The sequence below is a fragment of the Burkholderia pyrrocinia genome, from assembly GCF_003330765.1.
In the GTDB taxonomy this organism is placed as follows: domain Bacteria; phylum Pseudomonadota; class Gammaproteobacteria; order Burkholderiales; family Burkholderiaceae; genus Burkholderia; species Burkholderia pyrrocinia_B.
Genome location: NZ_CP024902.1, coordinates 1,589,366 through 1,610,499, shown reverse-complemented (window position 1 = coordinate 1,610,499; position 21,134 = coordinate 1,589,366). Strand labels below are relative to the sequence as shown.

Annotated in this window: 19 protein-coding genes and 1 tRNA gene; 2 read left to right on the top strand and 18 right to left on the bottom strand. The window is 64.8% G+C overall.

The window, feature by feature from the left end:
* Nucleotides 1–59: 59 nt before the first annotated feature.
* From CUJ89_RS07710 to CUJ89_RS07640, 14 genes are all read right to left on the bottom strand, one after another.
* Nucleotides 60–473: a MerR family transcriptional regulator gene (locus CUJ89_RS07710; RefSeq protein WP_114176816.1), complete on the bottom strand. Its 414-nt coding sequence runs from the start codon at nucleotides 471–473 to the stop codon at nucleotides 60–62.
* Between the two features lie 63 nt (nucleotides 474–536).
* Nucleotides 537–923: an integration host factor subunit alpha gene (locus tag CUJ89_RS07705; RefSeq protein ID WP_046545481.1), complete on the bottom strand. Its 387-nt coding sequence runs from the start codon at nucleotides 921–923 to the stop codon at nucleotides 537–539.
* Between the two features lie 73 nt (nucleotides 924–996).
* Nucleotides 997–3,426 carry a phenylalanine--tRNA ligase subunit beta gene (gene pheT / locus CUJ89_RS07700; protein ID WP_114176815.1) on the bottom strand — a complete coding sequence of 810 codons (2,430 nt, stop codon included), beginning with the start codon at nucleotides 3,424–3,426 and terminating at the stop codon, nucleotides 997–999.
* Between the two features lie 96 nt (nucleotides 3,427–3,522).
* On the bottom strand, nucleotides 3,523–4,536 hold the full coding sequence (pheS, locus tag CUJ89_RS07695) for a phenylalanine--tRNA ligase subunit alpha (RefSeq protein WP_047900506.1): 1,014 nt from the start codon (nucleotides 4,534–4,536) through the stop codon (nucleotides 3,523–3,525).
* A 283-nt stretch (nucleotides 4,537–4,819) separates the two neighbouring features.
* Nucleotides 4,820–5,179 carry a 50S ribosomal protein L20 gene (rplT, locus tag CUJ89_RS07690; protein WP_004192938.1) on the bottom strand — a complete coding sequence of 120 codons (360 nt, stop codon included), beginning with the start codon at nucleotides 5,177–5,179 and terminating at the stop codon, nucleotides 4,820–4,822.
* A 30-nt stretch (nucleotides 5,180–5,209) separates the two neighbouring features.
* On the bottom strand, nucleotides 5,210–5,407 hold the full coding sequence (gene rpmI / locus CUJ89_RS07685) for a 50S ribosomal protein L35 (RefSeq protein ID WP_004191477.1): 198 nt from the start codon (nucleotides 5,405–5,407) through the stop codon (nucleotides 5,210–5,212).
* Nucleotides 5,408–5,596: 189 nt separating this feature from the next.
* Nucleotides 5,597–6,121: a translation initiation factor IF-3 gene (gene infC, locus CUJ89_RS07680; protein ID WP_114176814.1), complete on the bottom strand. Its 525-nt coding sequence runs from the start codon at nucleotides 6,119–6,121 to the stop codon at nucleotides 5,597–5,599.
* Between the two features lie 49 nt (nucleotides 6,122–6,170).
* Nucleotides 6,171–8,078 (bottom strand): threonine--tRNA ligase, encoded by a 1,908-nt coding sequence (gene thrS / locus CUJ89_RS07675; RefSeq protein ID WP_114176813.1) that lies wholly within the window; start codon nucleotides 8,076–8,078, stop codon nucleotides 6,171–6,173.
* A gap of 271 nt (nucleotides 8,079–8,349) precedes the next feature.
* Nucleotides 8,350–8,426, bottom strand: a tRNA-Val gene (locus CUJ89_RS07665).
* A gap of 85 nt (nucleotides 8,427–8,511) precedes the next feature.
* Nucleotides 8,512–10,746 carry a RelA/SpoT family protein gene (locus CUJ89_RS07660; RefSeq protein WP_114176812.1) on the bottom strand — a complete coding sequence of 745 codons (2,235 nt, stop codon included), beginning with the start codon at nucleotides 10,744–10,746 and terminating at the stop codon, nucleotides 8,512–8,514.
* Nucleotides 10,747–10,790: 44 nt separating this feature from the next.
* Nucleotides 10,791–11,144 carry a RidA family protein gene (locus CUJ89_RS07655; protein WP_114176811.1) on the bottom strand — a complete coding sequence of 118 codons (354 nt, stop codon included), beginning with the start codon at nucleotides 11,142–11,144 and terminating at the stop codon, nucleotides 10,791–10,793.
* 79 nt (nucleotides 11,145–11,223) lie between these two features.
* Nucleotides 11,224–12,120, bottom strand: coding sequence for an alpha/beta fold hydrolase (locus CUJ89_RS07650; protein ID WP_114176810.1), 897 nt, complete (start codon nucleotides 12,118–12,120; stop codon nucleotides 11,224–11,226).
* Between the two features lie 202 nt (nucleotides 12,121–12,322).
* The gene (locus CUJ89_RS07645) at nucleotides 12,323–12,964 is read right to left on the bottom strand and encodes a CoA transferase subunit B (RefSeq protein ID WP_065500190.1); all 642 of its coding nucleotides are present in this window, start codon (nucleotides 12,962–12,964) and stop codon (nucleotides 12,323–12,325) included.
* A gap of 1 nt (nucleotide 12,965) precedes the next feature.
* Nucleotides 12,966–13,670 (bottom strand): CoA transferase subunit A, encoded by a 705-nt coding sequence (locus CUJ89_RS07640; protein ID WP_114176809.1) that lies wholly within the window; start codon nucleotides 13,668–13,670, stop codon nucleotides 12,966–12,968.
* Nucleotides 13,671–13,893: 223 nt separating this feature from the next.
* Between CUJ89_RS07640 and CUJ89_RS07635 the strand changes: the two genes are divergently transcribed.
* A complete protein-coding gene (locus CUJ89_RS07635) occupies nucleotides 13,894–14,439 on the top strand; it encodes a LuxR C-terminal-related transcriptional regulator (RefSeq protein WP_114176808.1) in 546 nt (181 codons plus the stop codon).
* 105 nt (nucleotides 14,440–14,544) lie between these two features.
* On the opposite strand, the gene CUJ89_RS07630 is transcribed toward CUJ89_RS07635, so the two are convergent.
* Together CUJ89_RS07630 and CUJ89_RS07625 are read right to left on the bottom strand one after the other, a co-directional pair.
* Nucleotides 14,545–14,976 carry an acyl-CoA thioesterase gene (locus CUJ89_RS07630; RefSeq protein ID WP_114176807.1) on the bottom strand — a complete coding sequence of 144 codons (432 nt, stop codon included), beginning with the start codon at nucleotides 14,974–14,976 and terminating at the stop codon, nucleotides 14,545–14,547.
* 32 nt (nucleotides 14,977–15,008) lie between these two features.
* A complete protein-coding gene (locus CUJ89_RS07625; RefSeq protein WP_114176806.1) occupies nucleotides 15,009–15,785 on the bottom strand; it encodes an SDR family oxidoreductase in 777 nt (258 codons plus the stop codon).
* 178 nt (nucleotides 15,786–15,963) lie between these two features.
* Here CUJ89_RS07625 and CUJ89_RS07620 point away from each other — a divergent pair, with 178 nt between their 5' ends.
* Complete coding sequence (locus CUJ89_RS07620) at nucleotides 15,964–17,637, top strand: electron transfer flavoprotein-ubiquinone oxidoreductase (RefSeq protein WP_114176805.1); 1,674 nt, start codon at nucleotides 15,964–15,966, stop codon at nucleotides 17,635–17,637.
* A 138-nt stretch (nucleotides 17,638–17,775) separates the two neighbouring features.
* On the opposite strand, the gene aroC is transcribed toward CUJ89_RS07620, so the two are convergent.
* Entirely contained in the window at nucleotides 17,776–18,876 is a 1,101-nt protein-coding gene (aroC, locus tag CUJ89_RS07615) for a chorismate synthase (protein ID WP_114176804.1), read from the bottom strand.
* Between the two features lie 246 nt (nucleotides 18,877–19,122).
* Nucleotides 19,123–21,057 (bottom strand): MFS transporter, encoded by a 1,935-nt coding sequence (locus tag CUJ89_RS07610; RefSeq protein WP_114176803.1) that lies wholly within the window; start codon nucleotides 21,055–21,057, stop codon nucleotides 19,123–19,125.
* Between the last annotated feature and the right edge of the window lie 77 nt (nucleotides 21,058–21,134).

Here is a 21,134-nt window from a genome sequence, read left to right as displayed (position 1 = left end):
AAAAAGCCCGGTGGCGCTGTGCCAACCGGGCTTTTCATTTCATCGTTCGCGCTCCGCGCTCAGTCGTGCTTCAGTCCGTCGATCACGTCGACCAACGCCTGCCGTAACGCAATGACGTCGACGGTAGCGCCCGGCTTGCCCGGCACGCGCGCGTCGGCGCCCTGCACCTCCTGCTCGACGGGTGCCGCCGCGGCCCGCTCGCCGCCCGGCGAATCGAGCCGGTTGCGGGCGCCGTTGATCGTGAACCCCTGCTCGTACAGCAACTCGCGAATCCGCCGGATCAGCAGCACTTCGTGATGCTGGTAATACCGACGATTGCCGCGCCGCTTCACCGGCCGCAACTGAGTGAATTCCTGTTCCCAATAACGCAGCACATGCGGCTTGACCCCGCACAGTTCGCTGACTTCGCCGATCGTGAAGTAGCGCTTCGCGGGAATCGGAGGCAAGACGACTTTCTCAACCGTAGTGGTCATCGTCGGTTAACCGTCGTTAAGGGGTGCGTGGCAGCCGCGCAGGGAGGTCGGCGCGCGGGGGCGTTACTCCGTGCCGTTTTCGACCAGCGCCTTCAGCTTCTGGCTCGCGTGGAAGGTTACCACCCGGCGGGCCGCGATCGGAATCGCCTCGCCCGTCTTCGGATTGCGACCCGGACGTTGCGGCTTGTCGCGCAGCTGAAAATTGCCGAACCCCGACAGCTTGACGCTTTCGCCGTTTTCGAGCGCGTCGCGGATCACTTCGAAAAACGCCTCGACCATGTCCTTCGCTTCACGCTTGTTCAGCCCGACGCTGTCGAACAGCAGCTCCGCCAGTTCCGCCTTCGTCAGCGTGGGCGTCTCGGTGGACGCCGGCGCGGAAGCGTCGCGGTTCATGGCGCTGCGTTGCGCCGTCAGGAGGGCTTCGAATTCACTCGAGGTCATGTCGTTCATATCTGCCATACAGCGCGTTGAATCAAAACTTACGATGGGGAAAAAGCCGCCCGCGAACGGGCGGACCCTCTCCTTAGCCGCGCAGACGCGCACCAGCACGAGCCATCCGCTCGACCAGCGTCTGGATCGCCTGATCGACGACCTCGTCCTGTAGCGTGCCAGCCGCGTCCTGCAGCGTCACGCGGAAGGCAAGGCTCTTCTCGTGCGCGGCAAGACCACCGGAAGTATTTGATTTTGCACGAAATTCGTCGAAGAGTACAACCTTCTGAACGAATCGGCAGGCCTCTTCGGCAAGCGCCTTCTTCATTTCGTCAAAAAGTGCCTGAACCTCGACCGCCTGATCGACGACAACGGCGATATCACGACGTACCGGCGGGAATTTCGACACGTCGGTCGGCGCGGGCAGCGCACGCGCAATCAGCGCGTCCGCATCGATCTCGAACATCACCGGCGCGTGCGGCAGCTCGTACTTCTGCATCAGGCGCGGGTGCAGCTCGCCGATCCAGCCGACCGCACGGCCATCGACCTCGATGCGCGCGCTGCGGCCCGGATGGAGGGCCGGATGCTCTGCCTTCACGAAGCGCGCGGCCGCGGGCGCGAGCAGCGCCTCGAGATCGCCCTTCACGTCGAAGAAATCGACCGCGCGGGTCGCCGCGCCCCACTGCTCGTCGAGTGCCGGACCGTAGGCGAGCGCGCCGACGCGCTTCGGCTGCGCATGACCTTCGACCGCCAGCTCGCCGGCCTTCACCGATGGATCGGCGAGGAACACGCGGCCCGACTCGAACACGCGCACGCGATCGGCGCGGCGGTTCAGGTTGTGGCGCAGCACGGCGATCAGGCTGCCGAACAGCGACGTGCGCATCACCGAAAGCTGGCTGGCGATCGGGTTCAGCAGCCGGATCGGGTTGTCGTTGCCGGCGAAATCGTGCTCCCACTCCGCATCGACGAAGCTGAAGTTGACGGTTTCCGCATAGTCGCGCGCGGCGAGCGCGTGACGAATGTCGTGGATCGAGCGCCGTGTCTCGTTGGTCGCACGCATTTCGCTCGTCGCGACCGGCGGACGCGCCGGGATCTTCTCGAAGCCGTAGATGCGCGCCACTTCCTCGATCAGGTCTTCCTCGATCTCGATGTCGAAGCGGTGCGACGGCGGCGTGACGAGGAACGCGTCGTCTTCACGCTCGAACGGCAGGCCGAGGCGCGTGAAGATGCTCGCGATCTCGTCGGCGCCGATCTTCACGCCGATGATGCGGTTCGCGCGCGACACGCGCATCTTCACCGGCGCGCGCTGCGGCAGGTTCACGGATTGATCGTCGACCGGGCCGGCCTTGCCGCCGCAGATCTCGAGAATCAGTTGCGTAATGCGCTCGACGTGCTCGACGGTCGTCGCGTAATCGACGCCGCGCTCGAAACGATGGGCTGCATCGGTCGAGAAGTTGTATTGGCGCGCGCGGCCGCGGATGCTGTCCGGCCACCAGAACGCGGCTTCCAGATAGATGTTGGTCGTGTCGAGCGTGACGGCCGTGCTGTCGCCGCCCATGATGCCGGCCAGGCTTTCGACCTGGCGGTCGTCCGAAATCACGCCGACCGTCTCGTCGAGTTCGACCGTGTTGCCATTGAGCAGCTTCAGCGTTTCGCCGCGCTTGCCCCAGCGCACGTCGATACCGCCGTGGATCTTGTCGAGATCGAACACGTGCGACGGGCGGCCAAGCTCGAACATCACGTAGTTCGAGATGTCGACGAGCGCCGACACGCTGCGCTGGCCCGAACGCTCGAGGCGCTCGACCATCCACTGCGGGGTCTTCGCATGCGCGTTCACGCCGCGGATCACGCGACCCGAGAAGCGGCCGCACAGATCGGGGGCGGCAATGCGCACCGGCAGCGTCTCGTCGAGCTCGACGCGCACCGGGCGGATGTCGACCGGCGTCAACGGTGCACCGGTGATCGCTGCCGTCTCGCGCGCGATGCCGAATACGGACAGGCAGTCGGCCTTGTTCGGTGTCAGCTTGATTTCGAAGATCGTGTCGTCGAGATTGAGCGTTTCGCGGATGTCCTGGCCAACCGGCGTGTCTTCCGGCAGGACCAGCAGGCCGCTGTGATCCTCGGACAGCTTCAACTCGCGCGCCGAGCACAGCATCCCCTGGCTCTCCACGCCGCGCAGCTTCGACAGCTTGATCGCGAACGGCTTGCCGCCCTCTTCTGCCGGCGGCAGTTCCGCACCGACCAGCGCGACCGGCACCTTGATGCCGGGCGCCACGTTCGGCGCGCCGCAGACGATATTCAGCGTCGCGCCGGTGCCGGCGTCGACCTGGCAGACATTGAGCTTGTCCGCATCCGGATGCTTGACGACTTCGAGCACGCGGCCGACGACGATCTTCGACGTCGGCGGCGCAGCCTTGCTCAGCGATTCGACTTCGAGCCCCGCCATCGTCAGCGCGTGCGACAGTTCGTCGGTCGTCAGCTGCGGGTCGACAAAGGTTCTCAACCAGGATTCAGGGAATTGCATGGATGTCTACGTTCGAAACAGGTTAGATCGACGCCCGGGCCCCGTCGGATCGTCCGTCGGGGCGTGCGCGGGCACAGGTCGGCGCGGCGAGCGGCGTTACGCGAACTGGCGCAGGAAACGCAGGTCGTTCTCGAAGAACAGCCGGAGATCCTGGACGCCGTAGCGCAGCATCGTCAGGCGCTCGAGGCCGCTGCCGAACGCGAAGCCGATATAGCGCTCGGGATCGAGGCCCATGTTGCGAATCACGGTCGGATGCACCTGCCCCGAGCCGGAGATCTCGAGCCATTTGCCGGCGTTCTTGCCTTGCTCGAACATCATGTCGATCTCGGCCGACGGTTCCGTGAACGGGAAATACGACGGACGGAAGCGCACGAGGATGTCGTCGCGCTCGAAGAACTTCTTCAGGAAATCGGTATAGACGCCCTTGAGGTCGGCGAAGCTGATGTTTTCGTCGATCCACAGCCCCTCGACCTGATTGAACATCGGCGAGTGGGTCGCATCGCTGTCCACGCGATACGTGCGGCCCGGCGCGATCACCTTGATCGGCGGACGGTTCATGCGCGCGTAACGCACCTGCATCGGGCTCGTGTGCGTGCGCAGCAGCAGCTGGCGGCCGTCGGCGTCCTTGCCTTCGACGTAGAAGGTGTCCTGCATCGAACGCGCCGGATGGTTCTCCGGGCTGTTCAGCGACGTGAAGTTGTACCAGTCGGTCTCGATTTCGGGGCCGTCGGCCACGTCGAAGCCGATCGAGCCGAAAATCTGTTCGACGCGCTCCCAAGTGCGCATCACGGGGTGCAGGCTGCCTGCACCGGCGCCGCGGCCCGGCAACGTCACGTCGATCGCCTCGGTGGCGAGGCGCTGATTCAACAACGCGTCGGCCAGTGCCTGGCGACGTGCGGTCAGCGCGGCTTCAACCTGCTGCTTCACGACGTTGATGCGTGCGCCTTCAGTCTTGCGTGCTTCGGGATCGAGCTTGCCGAGGCCCTTCAGCAACTCGGTCAGCGCACCCGACTTGCCGAGAAATCGTGCCTTCTCGTTTTCGAGCGTGGTGATGTCGGCAGCCTGTTCAAAGGACTGCTGCGCGTCGGCGACAATCTGGTCCAGATCCATAGATCCCATCATTTCCAACGTCATTCGGTCTTGGCGAGCGAAATCGCCCGGCCAAACAAAAAACAGCCCCCACGCTCTCTGGCTTTGCATGGGACCGGAGTAAGCGCCAAAGGCGCTAACTCCGGATCGACACGGTCGCTGCCCCCCGAGGGGGCGGTCGGCCCTCTTGGGGCGGCCCGGCGAGGGCCGATAAAAAAGGGGCTCGGAAGAGCCCCGTTTTCGCTGCAGCGGCCGAGACTACCGGAACCTCGCTGCAACTAACCACGCAGTGCTAATTTCGCAATTAGGCTGCAACGGCGGCTTTCACCTGCTTGACGATCGCAGCAAAAGCAGCCTTGTCGAACACCGCCATGTCGGCCAGGACCTTACGGTCGAGTTCGATCGACGCCTTCTTCAGGCCGTTGATGAACACGCTGTAGGTCATGTCGTGCTGGCGAACTGCCGCGTTGATACGCGTGATCCACAGTGCGCGGAACACACGCTTCTTGTTGCGGCGATCGCGGTACGCGTACTGACCAGCACGCATCACCGCCTGCTTGGCGATGCGGTAGACGTTATTGCGGCGGCCGCGATAACCCTTGGCCAGGTTGATGATCTTCTTGTGGCGGGCCCGTGCGGTTACCCCACGTTTGACTCGAGGCATGTTTCTCTCCTGTGAGTATCTGTTGAGGGGTTACGCGAACGGCAGCATTGCGCGGACGGAGTTCAGATCGGAATCATGAACTGCCGTTGCGCCGCGCAGGTGACGCTTGTTCTTCGTGGTTTTCTTGGTCAGGATGTGGCGCTTGAAGGCCTGACCGCGCTTGACGGTACCGCCCGGACGCACCACGAAGCGCTTTGCAGCACTCTTCTTGGTCTTCATCTTCGGCATGACGACAACTCCAGTTTATTAGATGGCGATGGGTGTGCGGTTGGCTTGCGCCCTGAACCCGCCCTTCGAAACCCAGTCCACTTGTGTACGGCGAACCGCTTGCGCAGCCGCCGTCATTGTTGGCGCGCCGCCCTGACCGGGCAACGCGCCGAACCACTTCCGAACCCGCGCGCGAAGCGCGCGGACCCGTTACTTCTTTTTCTTCGGCGAGAGCACCATGATCATCTGGCGCCCTTCCATCTTCGGCATCTGCTCGACCTGGCCGACTTCCTCGAGATCGGTGCGCAGACGCTCAAGCATCCGCATGCCGATTTCCTGGTGAGCCATTTCGCGACCGCGGAAACGCAACGTGATCTTCGTCTTGTCGCCTTCTTCCAGGAAGCGCGTCAGATTGCGAAGCTTGACGTTGTAATCGCCATCATCGGTACCCGGACGGAATTTGACTTCCTTGACCTGGATGACCTTCTGCTTCAGCTTCGCTTCGTGCTGCTTCTTGGATTCCTGGTACTTGAACTTGCCGTAATCCATCAGACGGCAAACCGGCGGCACCGCTTGCGGCGCGATTTCCACCAGGTCAACATCCAGCTCTTCCGATTTACGGAAAGCATCAGCGAGTTTTACGATACCGAGCGGTTCGTTCTCGATTCCGACCAGACGCACTTCCGGCGCAGAGATTTCACCGTTGATGCGATGCGACGACTTATCAGTAGCGATGTTACGTTTCCTCTAAAAATTAAAAAAACGAGCCGCGCTGCCAGGGTGGCTACTTGAACGAGCGCAGGTCTTCCTGCAGACGCTCAACGAAGGCTTCGACCGGCATTACGCCTAGATCGACGCCGCCACGGGCACGCACGGCTACCGTTTGCGCATCACGCTCCTTATCGCCCACGACGAGGAGATAAGGCACCTTTTCCAGCGTGTGCTCGCGTATTTTATAGCTAATCTTCTCGTTGCGCAAATCGGCCGTCACTCTAACCCCTTGTTTTTGCAACGTTTGGGCCACAGACTGCGCATATTCGGCCTGGCTTTCGGCAATATTGAGCACAACTGCCTGGATCGGCGCGAGCCAGGCCGGCATCGCACCAGCGTGGTGCTCGATCAAAATGCCGAGGAATCGCTCCATCGAACCGACGATCGCACGGTGCAGCATCACCGGCCGGCGGCGGCTGTTGTCTTCCGCGACATACTCGGCGCCAAGGCGCTCCGGCAGCATCATGTCGAGCTGCAGCGTACCGCACTGCCACGAACGGCCGAGCGCATCCTTGATGTGGTACTCGACCTTCGGGCCGTAGAACGCACCCTCACCCGGCAGCTCTTCCCACTGGAGGCCGCACGCCGTCAGCGCTTCACGCAACCCTTGCTCGGCACGGTCCCACGTTTCGTCGGAACCCATGCGCTGCTCCGGACGCAGCGACAGCTTGATGTCGATGTGGTCGAAGCCGAAATCCTGGTACACGCTCATCGCGAGCCTGTTGAACGCGATCGACTCGGCAATGATCTGGTCTTCCGTACAGAAGATGTGCGCATCGTCCTGCACGAAGCCGCGCACGCGCATCAGGCCGTGCAGCGCGCCCGACGCCTCGTTGCGATGGCACGAACCGAATTCCGCGTAACGCAGCGGCAGGTCGCGGTACGAGCGCAGGCCGTGCTTGAACACCTGGACGTGCCCCGGGCAGTTCATCGGCTTGATCGCGTAGTCACGCTTCTCCGACTCCGTCGTGAACATGTTCTCGCGGTAGTTCTGCCAGTGGCCCGACGCTTCCCACAGCGAGCGGTCCATGATCATCGGCGTCTTGATCTCGAGGTAGCCGGCGTCGTTCACGCGGCGGCGCATGTACTGCTCGACCTGCTGCCACAGTGCCCAGCCCTTCGGATGCCAGAACACCATGCCCGGCGACTCTTCCTGCATATGGAACAGGTCGAGCTGCTTGCCGAGCTTGCGGTGGTCGCGCTTTTCCGCTTCCTCGAGCATGTGCAGGTACTGGTCCTGGTCTTCCTTCTTCGTCCAGGCCGTGCCGTAGATGCGCTGCAGCTGCTCGTTCTTCGAATCGCCGCGCCAGTATGCGCCCGCGACCTTCATCAGCTTGAAGACCTTCAGCTTGCCCGTCGACGGCACGTGCGGGCCGCGGCACAGATCGGTAAAGCCGCCGTGCGAATACAGCTTGATGTCGTCGCTTTGCGGAATCGATTCGATGATCTCGGCCTTGTACTTCTCGCCGAGGCTGCGGAAGTAGCCCGCCGCCTCGTCGCGGGACACGACGCGGCGCGTCACGGGCTCGTCCTTCTTGGCGAGCTCCTGCATGCGCTTTTCGATCTTCTCGAGATCTTCCGGCGTAAACGGACGCTGGTACGCGAAGTCGTAGTAGAAGCCGTTGTCGATCACGGGGCCGATCGTCACCTGCGCATCCGGATACAGATCCTTCACCGCGTACGCGAGCAAGTGCGCCGTCGAGTGGCGGATGATGTCGAGGCCGTCGGCGTCCTTGTCCGTGACGATTGCGAGCGACGCGTCGCGGTCGATCACCGCGGACGTATCGACGAGCTCGCCATCGAGCTTGCCACCAAGCGCAGCCTTCGCAAGGCCGGGACCGATCGAGGCTGCAACCTCGGCAACTGTCACCGGATGCTCGTATTGTCGAACTGAGCCGTCAGGCAAGCGTATCGAAACCATAGCAATCTCCGTGATGCCGACAGTGGGCGGCAGACCAAGCACGCGATATAAAAGTCACGCGTGAAAATTTCGTGACAAAAAAAATGCGGCCCCGCTTTCGAGGGGCCGCATTCGATACTTCACTCAAACTGAAAGGGCGAAAACGTTCCTCGACTAGCGTCGGCCCGAAAAGGTTTCGGTCAACGTTCGCGGTGTCATAACCGTATTCGCCTTGTTTGCGTTGAGTTATTTACTGCATCGAATACCCGGAGACCAGGCATTCTCAATTCGTTGGTAGGCTCGATTGGACTCGAACCAACGACCCCCACCATGTCAAGGTGGTGCTCTAACCAGCTGAGCTACGAGCCTAGAGAAGCTGAAATTATATGGAGCGGCCATCCGTTTGGCAAGCGTTTTTATGCGGTCGCAGCAAAATAACGGCGTTCCAACCCCATCATGCCTTCCGCCCCGCCCGCACGACGCCCTGCACCTCGCCGAGCAGCGTGCAGGCGCGCTGCACCTGCGCCGAGTTCGACACCTCGACCGTGAACTGCATGAATGCCGCATTGCGGCGGCTCTGCGTCTTCACGCCCACCACGTTTATCTTTTCGCGCGCGAACACTTCGGAGATGTCGCGCAGCAACCCTTGCCGGTCGCTGGCTTCGATCATCAGGTCGACCGGATACACGGACGCACCGCGCCCGCCCAGCACATCGGCCGACCAGGTCGTCTGCAGCACGCGCTCCGGCGCGCGCTCGACCATCCGGCGAAACGTCGGGCAGTCGCTGCGGTGGATCGACATCCCCTTGCCGCGCGTGACGAAACCGCTGATCGGATCGGGCGGCGCCGGACGGCAGCAGCGCGCGAGCTGGGTCAGCAGCGCATCGACGCCCACCACCAGCACGCCGGTCGACGCGCCGTGCGCAACGCTCGCGCCGCTGCTGCGCTTCTCGAAATCGGCAGGCGCCTCAGGCGCGAGCTCGGGCGGCGGCGCATCGGACAGCGCGTGCTCGACGTTGCGCAGGCTGAACTCTTCCTTGCCGACGACCGAGAACAACTCCTCGGGCGACTTGAAGCCGAGCTTCGCGGCGAGGTTATCCAGGTTGACCGACGTCTTGCCCTCGCGTTGCAGCGTCTTTTCGACGAGCGCCCGGCCATGCGAGATGTTTTCTTCCTGCTCGATCGAGTTGAACCACGCACGCACCTTCTGACGCGCGCGCGGGCTCTTCAGGTAACCGAGCTGCACGTTCAGCCAGTCGCGCGACGGCCCGCCGTCCTTCACCGCGACGATTTCGACCGTCTGGCCGTTCGCGAGCGGCGTGTTCAGCGGCACCATCACACCGTCGACACGCGCGCCGCGGCAGCGATGGCCGAGCTCGCTGTGCAGGTGGTACGCGAAATCGACCGGCGTCGCGCCCTGCGGCAACGCGATCACGCGCGCCTGCGGCGTCAGCACGTAGATGTGGTCGTCGTCGAGCGACGTCTCGCGCAATTGCGCCCACGCCTGGTTGCCCGATACCTCGGTGCCGTCCTCGACGTCGTCCTTCCACGCAAGCAACTGGCGCAGCCACGCGATCTTCTCGTCGTACTTGTCGCTCGCCGAGAACTGGCCGCCATAGCCGCGCGCGCCGGCCTCCTTGTAGCGCCAGTGGGCGGCAACGCCGTACTCGGCGAAGCGGTGCATCTCCTGCGTGCGTATCTGCACCTCGAACGCCCGGCCGTCGTCGCCGATCACGACCGTATGCAGCGACTTGTAGCCGTTCGGCTTCGGCCGCGAGATGTAGTCGTCGAACTCCTTCGGCACCGGCTGCCACAGGTGATGCACGATGCCGAGCACCGCGTAGCAATCCTTGATGTCGGGCACGATCACGCGAAACGCGCGCACGTCGTACAGCTCGGCGAAATCGAGCTCCTTGCCGCGCATCTTGCGCCAGATGCTGTAGATATGCTTCGGTCGGCCGCTCACGTCGGCCTGGATGTTCGCGTCCGCCAGCTCGGACTGCAACCGCTCGATCGCCTGCGTGACGTACGCCTCGCGTTCGATGCGCTTCTCGTCGAGCAGCTTCGCGATCCGCTTGTAGGTAACGGGATCCTCGAAGCGGAACGCGAGATCCTCGAGCTCCCACTTCAGTTGCCAGATACCGAGACGGTTCGCGAGCGGCGCATAGATCTCGAGCGTCTCGCGCGCGACGTCGGGCGGCGGGTCGATCTTCGCGGCTGCGTAGTAGCGCAGCGACTGCAACCGCGACGCGAGCCGGATCAGCACCACGCGGATGTCCTGCGCGAACGCGAGCAGCATCTTGCGCAGCGCCTCGATCTGCGTGCGCCGCTCTTCCGCCGCGTCGCGCCCGGCGTCGAGCACCGCGTTCTGCGCGGCGCGCAGGCTGACGGTGCCGAGCCGCAACAGCTTGCGCACGTCGGACACGAGCCGCGCCACTTCGTCGCCGAAACGCTCGGCAAGCTCGCGCTCGGGGTTGCTCAGGTGCGGCGTCAATACGAACAGCGCGGCGGCCTGCATCGCGGACGGATCGACGTTCAGCGTGCGCATGATCGACGCCGTACCCGCCGAGTGATCGGCGAGCAGTTCGCCCGACGACAGGCGCGCGTCGCCGGCCCGCTCGCGCACGAATGCGAGCACGTCGTCGAACGACGGCGACGCGACGGGGGAAGCGGAAACGGACTCGGTCATCGCACGGCCTGGCGAAATGCGGTCATCGTCGGGTGACGCTCCGCTCAGCTCCGCTGCGCGGCGACGACCACGATCTCGACGAGCAGCGCGGGATCCGCGAGCTTCACCTCGACGGTGGCGCGCGGCGGCGTGTTGCCCTGCGCGACCCACGCGTCCCACTCCGCATTCATGCCGTCGAAGTTCGCCAGATCCGAGATGTAGATCTGCACCGACAGCAGATGCGCCTTGTCGCTGTTCGCTTCGGCGAGCAGGCGATCGATGTGGCCGAACACTTCGCGCGTCTGGCCCTTGATGTCCTGCGTGGTGTCTTCGGCGATCTGGCCGGCCAGATACACGGTACCGTTGTGGATCGCGGTTTCGGAGAGACGGGCCCCGACGTGGTGACGAATGACTGCCATGGAATGTTCCGGTCGTGAGTGGTGAAGAATCGGACGACGACACGGCCCGCGTGCCGCCGAACCGCATATTATGACGCGTTTATGCGGCGCCTTCGACGAAAAACCGCCGCGCGAGCGCAATCTGGTCGGCGCTGATGAACGCCGGCGCGTGGCCCGCACCCGGAATCTCGGCCTGCGTCACATGCCGGCCGCGATGCATCATTTCGGCTACCGTCTCGCGCGACAGCAGGTCGGACGTCTCGCCGCGCACGACGAGCAGCGACGCATCCGTCGTCTCGATCGCGCGCCACAGCGCGGCCTCGCCGAGCGCGGCCAGTTCGGGCGTCGTCGCCTTGAACGGTTCGGCGATGCGCGGATCGTAGCGCATCGTCCAGTCGCCCTCGGGCAGCTGGCGCAGCAGCGGCCCGTTGATCTCGCGCCACTCGTCGCCGGTCAGCGCGCCGAACGGCAGCGACAGCGACGTCAGATAGTCGATGGCCTCCTGCTCGGTCGCAAAACGCGGCTGCACGCCGAGATATTCGCCGATGCGCGTCAGCGAATCGGGCTCGATGCGCGGGCCGACGTCGTTGACGATCATCCGGCGCAGCGGCGAGCCGGGCAGCCCGGCGAGCGCCATGCCGATCAGCCCGCCCATCGACGTGCCGAACCAATCGACCGATTCGACGTCGAGCCGTGCGATCAGCGTCACCATGTCGGCCACGTATTGCGGAATCGCATAGAGCCGCGGATCGGCAAGCCGGTCCGACCGGCCGCGCCCGACGACATCGGGGCAAACGACGCGATACGTATCGGACAGCGCGGCGGCGAGCCGGTCGAAATCGCGCCCGGAACGGGTCAGGCCATGCACGCAGACGAGCACGCGCGGGTTGGCGGGATCGCCCCACTCGGTATAGGCGATGTGGTGAAGGCCGGCAGCGCTCGCGCACTGCACGCGCCGCTGGCGAGGAACCTGGGGATTCGCTGGGGTCGTTGGCATCGTTGGCATCCTGTCGAACGGGGGGCGCCGCGCGGGGCAACCCTTGCGACGCCCGATGCAAGCGATTGTAAACCGCTTCCGTCGCGCGGGTCGGCTCGTCGGGCACCCCGAATAGGCGGCCCGGCCGCGCACGATGACAAACGCCCCGCATGCCGTCGTCCGGCATGCGGGGCGTCGAAACCGCGCTTGCGCGCGGCGAACTTTATGCGACCGCGCTGACGTCGAGCGGCGCGCCCGTCTTCGCCTGGATCTCGTCGGCGCTCACGCCGTCGGCGAGCTCGAGGACCTTCAGGCCGGCCGGCGTCACTTCGATCACGCCGAGATCGGTGATGATCAGATCGACCACGCCGACACCCGTCAACGGCAAGTTGCACTCTTCGAGGATCTTGTGCTGATCGCCCTTCGCGACATGCTCCATCAGCACGACGACGCGCTTCACGCCGGCGACGAGATCCATCGCACCGCCCATCCCCTTGATCATCTTGCCGGGGATCATCCAGTTCGCGAGGTCGCCCTGCTTGCTGACCTGCATCGCGCCGAGGATCGCGAGGTTGATATGGCCGCCGCGGATCATCGCGAACGAATCGGCCGACGAGAAGATCGACGAGCCCGGCAGCGTCGTGACGGTCTGCTTGCCGGCGTTGATGAGATCGGCGTCGACTTCGTCTTCGGTCGGCGACGGGCCGATGCCGAGCAGGCCGTTCTCCGACTGCAGCCACACCTCGACGCCTTCCGGCACGTGGTTCGCGACGAGCGTCGGCAAGCCGATGCCGAGGTTCACGTAGAAGCCGTCCTGCAGTTCCTTCGCCGCGCGCGCGGCCATCTGGTCACGATTCCAGGCCATGTCAGTCTCCTTTCGCGCGGATGACGCGTTGTTCGATGCGTTTTTCAGGCGTCGCGTTCAGCACGATGCGCTGCACGAAAATCCCCGGCGTATGGACCTGGTCCGGATCGAATGTGCCGTTCTCGACGATCTCCTCGACCTCCACCACGGTGATCTTGCCGGCCATCGCGCACATCGGGTTGAAGTTGCGCGCGGTGCGGCGATAGATCAGGTTGCCGGACTTGTCAGCCTTCCAGGCCTTCACGAGCGCGACGTCGGCCGTCAGCGACGGCTCGAGCACGTAGTGGCGATCGCCGAACTGGCGTGTTTCCTTGCCTTCCGCGATCACGGTGCCGTAGCCCGTGTTCGTGAAGAACGCGGGGATGCCCGCGCCGCCCGCACGCAACTTTTCGGCGAGCGTGCCTTGCGGCGTGAATTCGAGCTCGAGTTCGCCTGCCAGGTACTGGCGCTCGAACTCCTTGTTCTCGCCGACGTACGACGAGATCATCTTCTTGATCTGGCGCGTTTCCAGCAGCAGGCCGAGGCCGAAACCGTCGACGCCCGCATTGTTGCTGATGCAGGTGATGCCCTTGACGGCCGAATCGCGCAACGCCGCGATCAGCGCCTCGGGAATCCCGCACAGGCCGAAGCCGCCCACCGCGAAGGTCTGTCCGTCACGGACGATCCCTTCCAGCGCGGCAGCCGCGCTTGGATAGACTTTGTTCATCTGTTGTCCCTTCCTTTATGGAAACCAGCGAAACCGGTTCACGCGCCCACGTGGCTCGCAAGCCCGCCGCATCATTCTATGCATGCACGGCGATGCCTGCGTCGAGGCGCGCTGTTTTTATGTCGCGGCAAACCACCGCGAGATGCCCGAAAGGGTACGATGCGGCGCGGATGCGGCACAATACGCAAAAATACATAAGCGTTTGCCTCCGCTTGCCTGCGCCATGCCCGCTCTCGATTACCAGACTGCCTTCCACCTCGCGCCGCTCGGCCTCGTCATGTCGCGCGATCGCGTAATCGAGGACTGCAACGACGCGCTCGCGTCGATCTTCCGTTGCGTGCGGGCCGACCTGATCGGGCAATCGTACGAAGTGCTCTACCCGTCGACGGATGAATTCCAGCGAATCGGCGAGCGCATCTCCCGCGTGATGGCCGCGAACGGCATTTACTCGGATGACAGAATCATGAAACGGGCGGACGGCGAGCTGTTCTGGTGCCACGTGACGGGCCGCGCGCTCGACCGCACCGCGCCGCTCTCGGCCGGCGTCTGGACTTTCGAGGATTTGAGCGCGACGCGTCGGGTCGCCGTCCAGCTGACCCCGCGAGAGCGCGAGATCGCCGCGCAGCTCGCGACCGGCAAGACCAGCAAGCAGATCGGGCGCGTGCTCGACATCAGTTCGCGCACGGTCGACATCTACCGCGCGCGGCTGATGCGCAAATACGGGACGAACAATACGCCGGAGCTGCTGCAGCGCCTGCTCGGGCAGTGAATGGCGGCTCCCGGATGACGATCGGCCGCATGTGGCGGCCGATTCGGGAAACAACGGGCATGGCGAGCCACAGGCGACCCGGCGCCGGCCTCGCCGTAGCGACGCTCAGCCGACCTTCGTCGCGAGCGCGCGCTCGATCGTGTCGCGCAGTAACGGCGGCAGCGGTGCCGACTTGCCCAGCGCGTAGTCGACCCATACGCAACGCGCGTTGCCGCGCGCATAGACATGCTGCGGATCGTCCGCGCGCGTGAGCTCGAAACCGGTGTCGAAGCTGCTTCGGCCGGGCTTCGCAGCCGACATCTTCGCGATCACGTCGCCCGGATAGTGCAGTTGCTTGAGGAACTCCATCGACGCCGTGACGATGACGGGCCCCTGCCCCTCGCCGTTGCCGCCGGCAATGCCGAGCTCCTCGAACCACGAGATCCGCGCCTGCTCCATGTAGCGGAAATAGACCGTGTTGTTCACATGGCCGAACGCGTCCATGTCGCCCCAGCGGATCGGCATCGACATCTCAAAAACGGGGGAATAATCGCTCATTGCAGTCTTCTTTGTTGCTGAATGTCATCCGCTCAGGCGACGCCGAAGCCGTCGTCGGCGGAGATAATCGAGCCATTGATGAACTGCGACTCGTCGGCCGCGAGCAGCAACAACAGCCCGTCGAGATCCTGCGGCTTGCCGACGCGCCGGCGCGGCAGCATCGACTGCAGCTTCTGGCCCTGCTCGGTTTCCCACAGGTAATGATTGATTTCGGTATCGATATAGCCCGGACAGATCGCGTTGACGTTGATCCCGTGGCGCCCCCATTCGAGCGCCATCGCGCGCGTCATCTGCACGACCGCGGACTTGCTCATCGCGTACAGCCCGATCTGCGGGAACGCGCGCAGCCCGGCCACCGACGCGATGTTGATGATCCGGTACGGCGGCTTGCCGTTGCCGTTGGCGCGCATCATCATCCGTTTCGCGACTTCCTGCGCAACGAAAAATGCGCCGCGCGTATTGGTATCGAATACGAACTCGAAATCGGCGGGCGTCACGTCGACGAGCTTCTGCATCGTCGAAACGCCCGAATTGTTCACGAGGATGTCGATCGTGCCGGCTTCCGTCTCGGCATGCGCGACCGCCGCCTTGATACTCTGGACGTCGGTGACGTCGAGCGACACGACGTGCGCGGCACCGCCCGCCGCCTCGATCTCCGCACGCAATTCCTTCAGGCGCTCGACGCGGCGGCTTGCGAGCACGACCTTCGCGCCGGCCTGCGACAGCACCTGCGCAAAGCGCTGGCCGAGGCCGCTCGACGCGCCCGTGACCAGCGCAACCTTGCCTTCCAGATTGATCGATCGACCCATTTGCACATCCCCTTTCGATGTCATTTCGCCAGCTCGGGCAGCACGGCCGAGCAGCATTACCCTAGCACAAAAAATAGAACGGTCGTGCTAATCTAGACGCATGCTGTTGCGGCAAGCGTTTCGTTTCGCAGACAATACGCTCCCGAATAAAAGCATTCTAACGGTTAGAGGAACGCCAATGACCCCCGCAAGCCTCATCGAGCAATACGGCCCGCGCGAATCGATGGAATACGACGTCGTGATCGTCGGCGGCGGCCCCGCCGGGCTGTCGGCGGCGATCCGGCTCAAGCAGCTGGCCGCCGAGAAAGGCGCCGAGATCGGCGTGTGCGTGCTCGAGAAGGGTTCCGAGATCGGCGCGCACATCCTGTCGGGTGCGGTGATGGACCCGCGCGCGATCACCGAGCTGTTCCCCGACTGGAAGGAACAGGGCGCGCCGCTCACCGTCGAGGTGAGCGAAGACCGCTTCCTGTTCCTGTCCGAGAAGAGCGCGGTAACGACGCCGAACTGGGCGCTGCCCGAGAACTTCAAGAACCACGGCAACTACGTGATTTCGCTGGGCAACGTCACGCGCTGGCTCGGCACGCAGGCCGAGGCGCTGGGCGTCGAGATCTTCCCGGGCTTCCCGGCCGCCGAGATCCTGTACCACGACGATGGTTCCGTGAAGGGCGTCGCGACCGGCAACATGGGCGTGGGCAAGGACGGCGAGCCGACCGAGAACTTCCAGCTCGGCATGGAGTTGCACGCGAAGTACACGCTGTTCGCCGAAGGCTGCCGCGGTCATCTGGGCCGCCAGCTGATCTCGAAGTTCAAGCTCGACGCGAACGCGGATCCGCAGGCGTACGGGATCGGCATCAAGGAACTGTGGGAAATCGATCCCGCCAAGCACAAGCCGGGCCTCGTGATCCACACGGCCGGCTGGCCGCTGAAGTCCGACACGTACGGCGGCTCGTTCCTGTATCACATGGACAACAACCAGGTCGTGGTCGGCTTCGTGGTGGGCCTGGGCTACACGAACCCGTACCTGTCGCCGTTCGAGGAGTTCCAGCGCTACAAGACGCACCCGTCGATCCGCGCGTTCCTGGAAGGCGGCAAGCGCGTGTCGTACGGCGCGCGCGCGATCACCGCGGGCGGGCTGCTGTCGCTGCCGAAGACGGTGTTCCCGGGCGGCGCGCTGATCGGCGACGACGCGGGCTTCCTGAACGCGTCGCGGATCAAGGGCAGCCACGCGGCGATCAAGACCGGCATGCTGGCCGCCGACGCCGCGTTCGACGCGGTGCAGGCCGGCCGCCAGTCGGACGAGCTCCACGCGTATCCGGACGCCTTCAAGCAGTCGTGGCTGTACACGGAGCTGTACCGCGCGCGCAACTTCAAGCAGTGGATGGCCAAGGGGCTGTACCTCGGCACGCTGATGGTCGGGCTCGAGCAGAAGGTGATGGGCGGCAACGTGCCGTGGACGCTGCATCACCAGCATGCGGACCACGAAATGCTGAAGCCGGCATCGCAGTGCGAGCCGATCGCGTACCCGAAGCCGGACGGCAAGCTGACGTTCGACCGGCTGTCGTCGGTGTTCGTCTCGAACACGAACCACGAGGAAAACCAGCCGGCGCACCTGACGCTGAAGGATGCGAGCGTGCCGGTGAACGTGAACCTGCGCACGTACGCGGGGCCGGAGGCGCGGTTCTGCCCGGCGGCGGTGTACGAGTTCGTGAAGAACGACGACGGCAGCGATCGGCTGGTGATCAACGCGCAGAACTGCGTGCACTGCAAGACCTGCGACATCAAGGACCCGACGCAGAACATCGTGTGGGTTACGCCGGAAGGCGGCGGCGGGCCGAATTACCCGAATATGTAACCTGCCGGAACGCGCCGCCACGAGCGGCGCGTTTTTTGGCCGCCGCAAACGAAACGGGGCGCTGCATCAAGCAGCGCCCCGTTTTGCATGCTCCGCACGACTTGCCGAGCGAGACGCGCTGCGCCCCGCCCGCTTGCGTCAGGTCGCGCTGCCGGCAATCTTCGGCGTCGGCGTCTCGACGTCGCCGCACTGCGCGCGATGGCGCAGCGCATGGTCGATCAGCACCAGCGCGAGCATCGACTCGGCGATCGGCGTCGCACGAATGCCGACGCAGGGATCGTGGCGGCCGAACGTTTCCACCGTCGCCTGTTCGCCGGCCTTCGTGATCGAACGACGCGGCGTGCGGATGCTCGACGTCGGCTTGATCGCGATCGACACGGTGATGTCCTGCCCCGTCGAAATCCCGCCCAGCACGCCACCCGCATGGTTGCCGACGAAACCGCCCGGCGTCAGCTCGTCGCCATGCACCGAGCCGCGCTGCGCGACGCTGTCGAAGCCCGCGCCGATCTCGACACCCTTCACCGCGTTGATGCTCATCATCGCCTTCGCGATGTCCGCATCGAGGCGGTCGAACACGGGCTCGCCCCATCCGACCGGCACGCCCGACGCGACGACGTCGATGCGCGCGCCGATCGAATCGCCCTCCTTGCGCAGCGCATCCATGTAGGCTTCGAGCTCCGGAACGACCGCCGCGTTCGGCGAGAAGAACGGATTCTCGTGCACGTGCGACCAGTCGACGAACGGCACGTCGATCTCGCCGAGGCCGCTCATGTAGCCGCGCACCTCGACACCGAAGCGCTCGCGCAGCCACTTCTTCGCGACCGCACCCGCGCCGACGATCGGCGCGGTCAGGCGCGCGGACGAGCGGCCGCCGCCGCGGTAGTCGCGGATGCCGTATTTCTGCCAGTAGGTGTAATCGGCGTGGCCGGGTCGGAACGTCTCGACGATGTTGCCGTAGTCCTTGCTGCGCTGGTCGGTGTTGCGGATCAGCAGCGCGATCGGCGTGCCGGTCGTCAGGCCTTCGAACACGCCCGACAGGATCTCGACCTCGTCGGCCTCCTGCCGTTGCGTCACGTGCCGCGACGTGCCGGGCTTGCGGCGATCGAGCTCGATCTGGATGTCCGCTTCGGTCAGCCCCATCCCCGGCGGGCAGCCGTCGATCACGCAGCCGATCGCGGGACCGTGCGATTCGCCAAAGGTCGTGACAGTGAAAAGCGTGCCGAGGGTATTGCCGGACATGATGGAACCGCCCAAAGAGAAATGAGCAAACCGATGCGCTGCCCGGGCCGCAGGCAGGTCGATCGTTTGCCGGTCGAGAAAAAGAGGTAAGCCGCTATTATGCCAGCCGTCCCGGACGCGCGGGCCGCATGAAACGCCGACCGGGCGCCCGGTGCGTGCACGCGCGCCCCGGGTGGTGCGGCCGGGAGCCCGTCCCGGCCGGGTTGCGGCCGGATGCCTGCCCGCGCGATGCCGGCGGGCGCCCGCCTACTTCCGCGCGCCGCGCAGCTCGGTCACCGCGGCCTGCAGCGACTCGGGCGTCGCGACCGACGCCGAGACCGGCTCGCCGACCGCCAGCGTCAGCCGGCTCATCACGCCGCGCTTGATGGGCCGCGGCATCCGCGCATCGGAATGCCGTGAAAAATAGCTGCCCCAAAGCCCGCGCAGCGCCATCGGAATCACGGGCGCCGGCGTACGGCCCAGGATCTCGGTGATGCCGTGGTGGAACGTGTTGATATCGCCCGTCTTCGTCAGCTTGCCCTCGGGGAAGATGCACACGAGTTCGCCGTCCTTCAGCGCGGCCTCGCACAGGTCGTACGCGCGCGCGAGCATCGCGGGATCCTCGTGGCGCGGCGCGATCGGGATCGCCTTCGCATGCCGGAACACCCAGCTCGCGAAGCGCGTCTTGAAGATCCGGTGATCCATCACGAAACGGATCGGGCGCGGGCTCGCGGCGGCCAGCACGAGCGCATCGACGTAGCTGACGTGGTTGCACACGAGCACGGCTCCTCCCTCCGCCGGGATCCGCTCCGCGTGCACGAGGCGAATCCGGTAGAAGGTGTGCACCAGCACCCACGCGACGAAGCGCAGCAGGAACTCGGGCACGAGCAGGTAGATATATGCCGCGACGACGACGTTCAGCAGCGCGGTGACGAGGAACAGGCCCGGGATGTCGACGCCGGCCTTGGTCAGCCCCATCGCCATCACGGCCGACAGGATCATGAACAGCGCGTTCAGGATATTGTTCGCGGCGATGATCCGCGCGCGGTGCGTCGGCGCGCTGCGGCTCTGGATCAGCGCGTACAGCGGCACGCTGTAGAAACCGCCGAACATCGCGAGCAGGAACAGGTCCGCAAGGATGCGCCAGTGGCGCGCGCTGGCCAGGAATTCACCGACCGACAGCAGGTGGCCGGGCGACGGCAGCGCGTGGCTCGCGAAATACAGCTCGATCGCGAACACGCTGATGCCGATCGAGCCGAGCGGCACGAGGCCGATCTCGACGCGCCGCTGCGACAGCCGTTCGCACAGCAGCGAGCCGAGGCCGATGCCGACCGAGAACGTCCCGAGCAGGATCGTGACGACGTCGGGGCTCGCGGACAGCACGTCCTTCGCGAAATTGAAGAACGACGTGAGGAACGTCGCGCCGACGAACCACAGCCACGAGATGCCGAGCAGGCTCAGGAACACGGTGCGGTTCTGCCGCGCGAGCCCGAGGTTGCGCCAGGTTTCGCTGACCGGATTCCAGTTGATCACGAGATCGGGCTGCGGCGCCGGCGTGGACGGCACGCGCTGCGCGACGAGCCGCCCCGCAAGCGCGATGACGACGACGCTCACGGCAAGCACGCGCTCGCCGCTGCCTTCGATGCCCGCGGCCGCGCCACCGATGATCGTGCCGATCAGGATCGCGATGAACGTGCCCATTTCGACGAGGCCGTTGCCGCCGACCAGCTCATGCTCGCCGAGATGCTGCGGCAGGTACGAATACTTGACGGGCCCGAACAGCGTCGAGTGCATCCCCATCATGAACGTGCACAGATACAGCAGGGGCGCGCTGTGCGTGACGAAGCCGGCCGCGCCGACCAGCATCAGCGCGATCTCGAAGGTCTTCACGAAGCGCGTGAGGGTCGCCTTGTCGTATTTGTCCGCGATCTGGCCGGACGTCGCCGAGAACAGCACGAACGGCAGGATGAAGATCGCGGAAATCAGGAACGCAGCCGTCTTCGCATCGACGCCGGCGAATCGCGCGGTGTGATAGGTGACGAGCGACGTGAAGCCGATCTTGAAGACGTTGTCGTTCAGCGCGCCGAGGAACTGGGTCGTGAAGAACGGCGCGAAACGGCGCTCGCGCAGCAGGTCGAACTGCGACGCGTGGGCGTCCCGTTCGCCGTGCCGCCCGGAAGTGGCTTGCGTTTGATCGCTCATGCGGAATACGCGCGCATCGTCTTGGCGAAGCTGCGCGGGCCTTGTTGTTGTGTTGTCGTTGAAAAAACGGCGGCGCA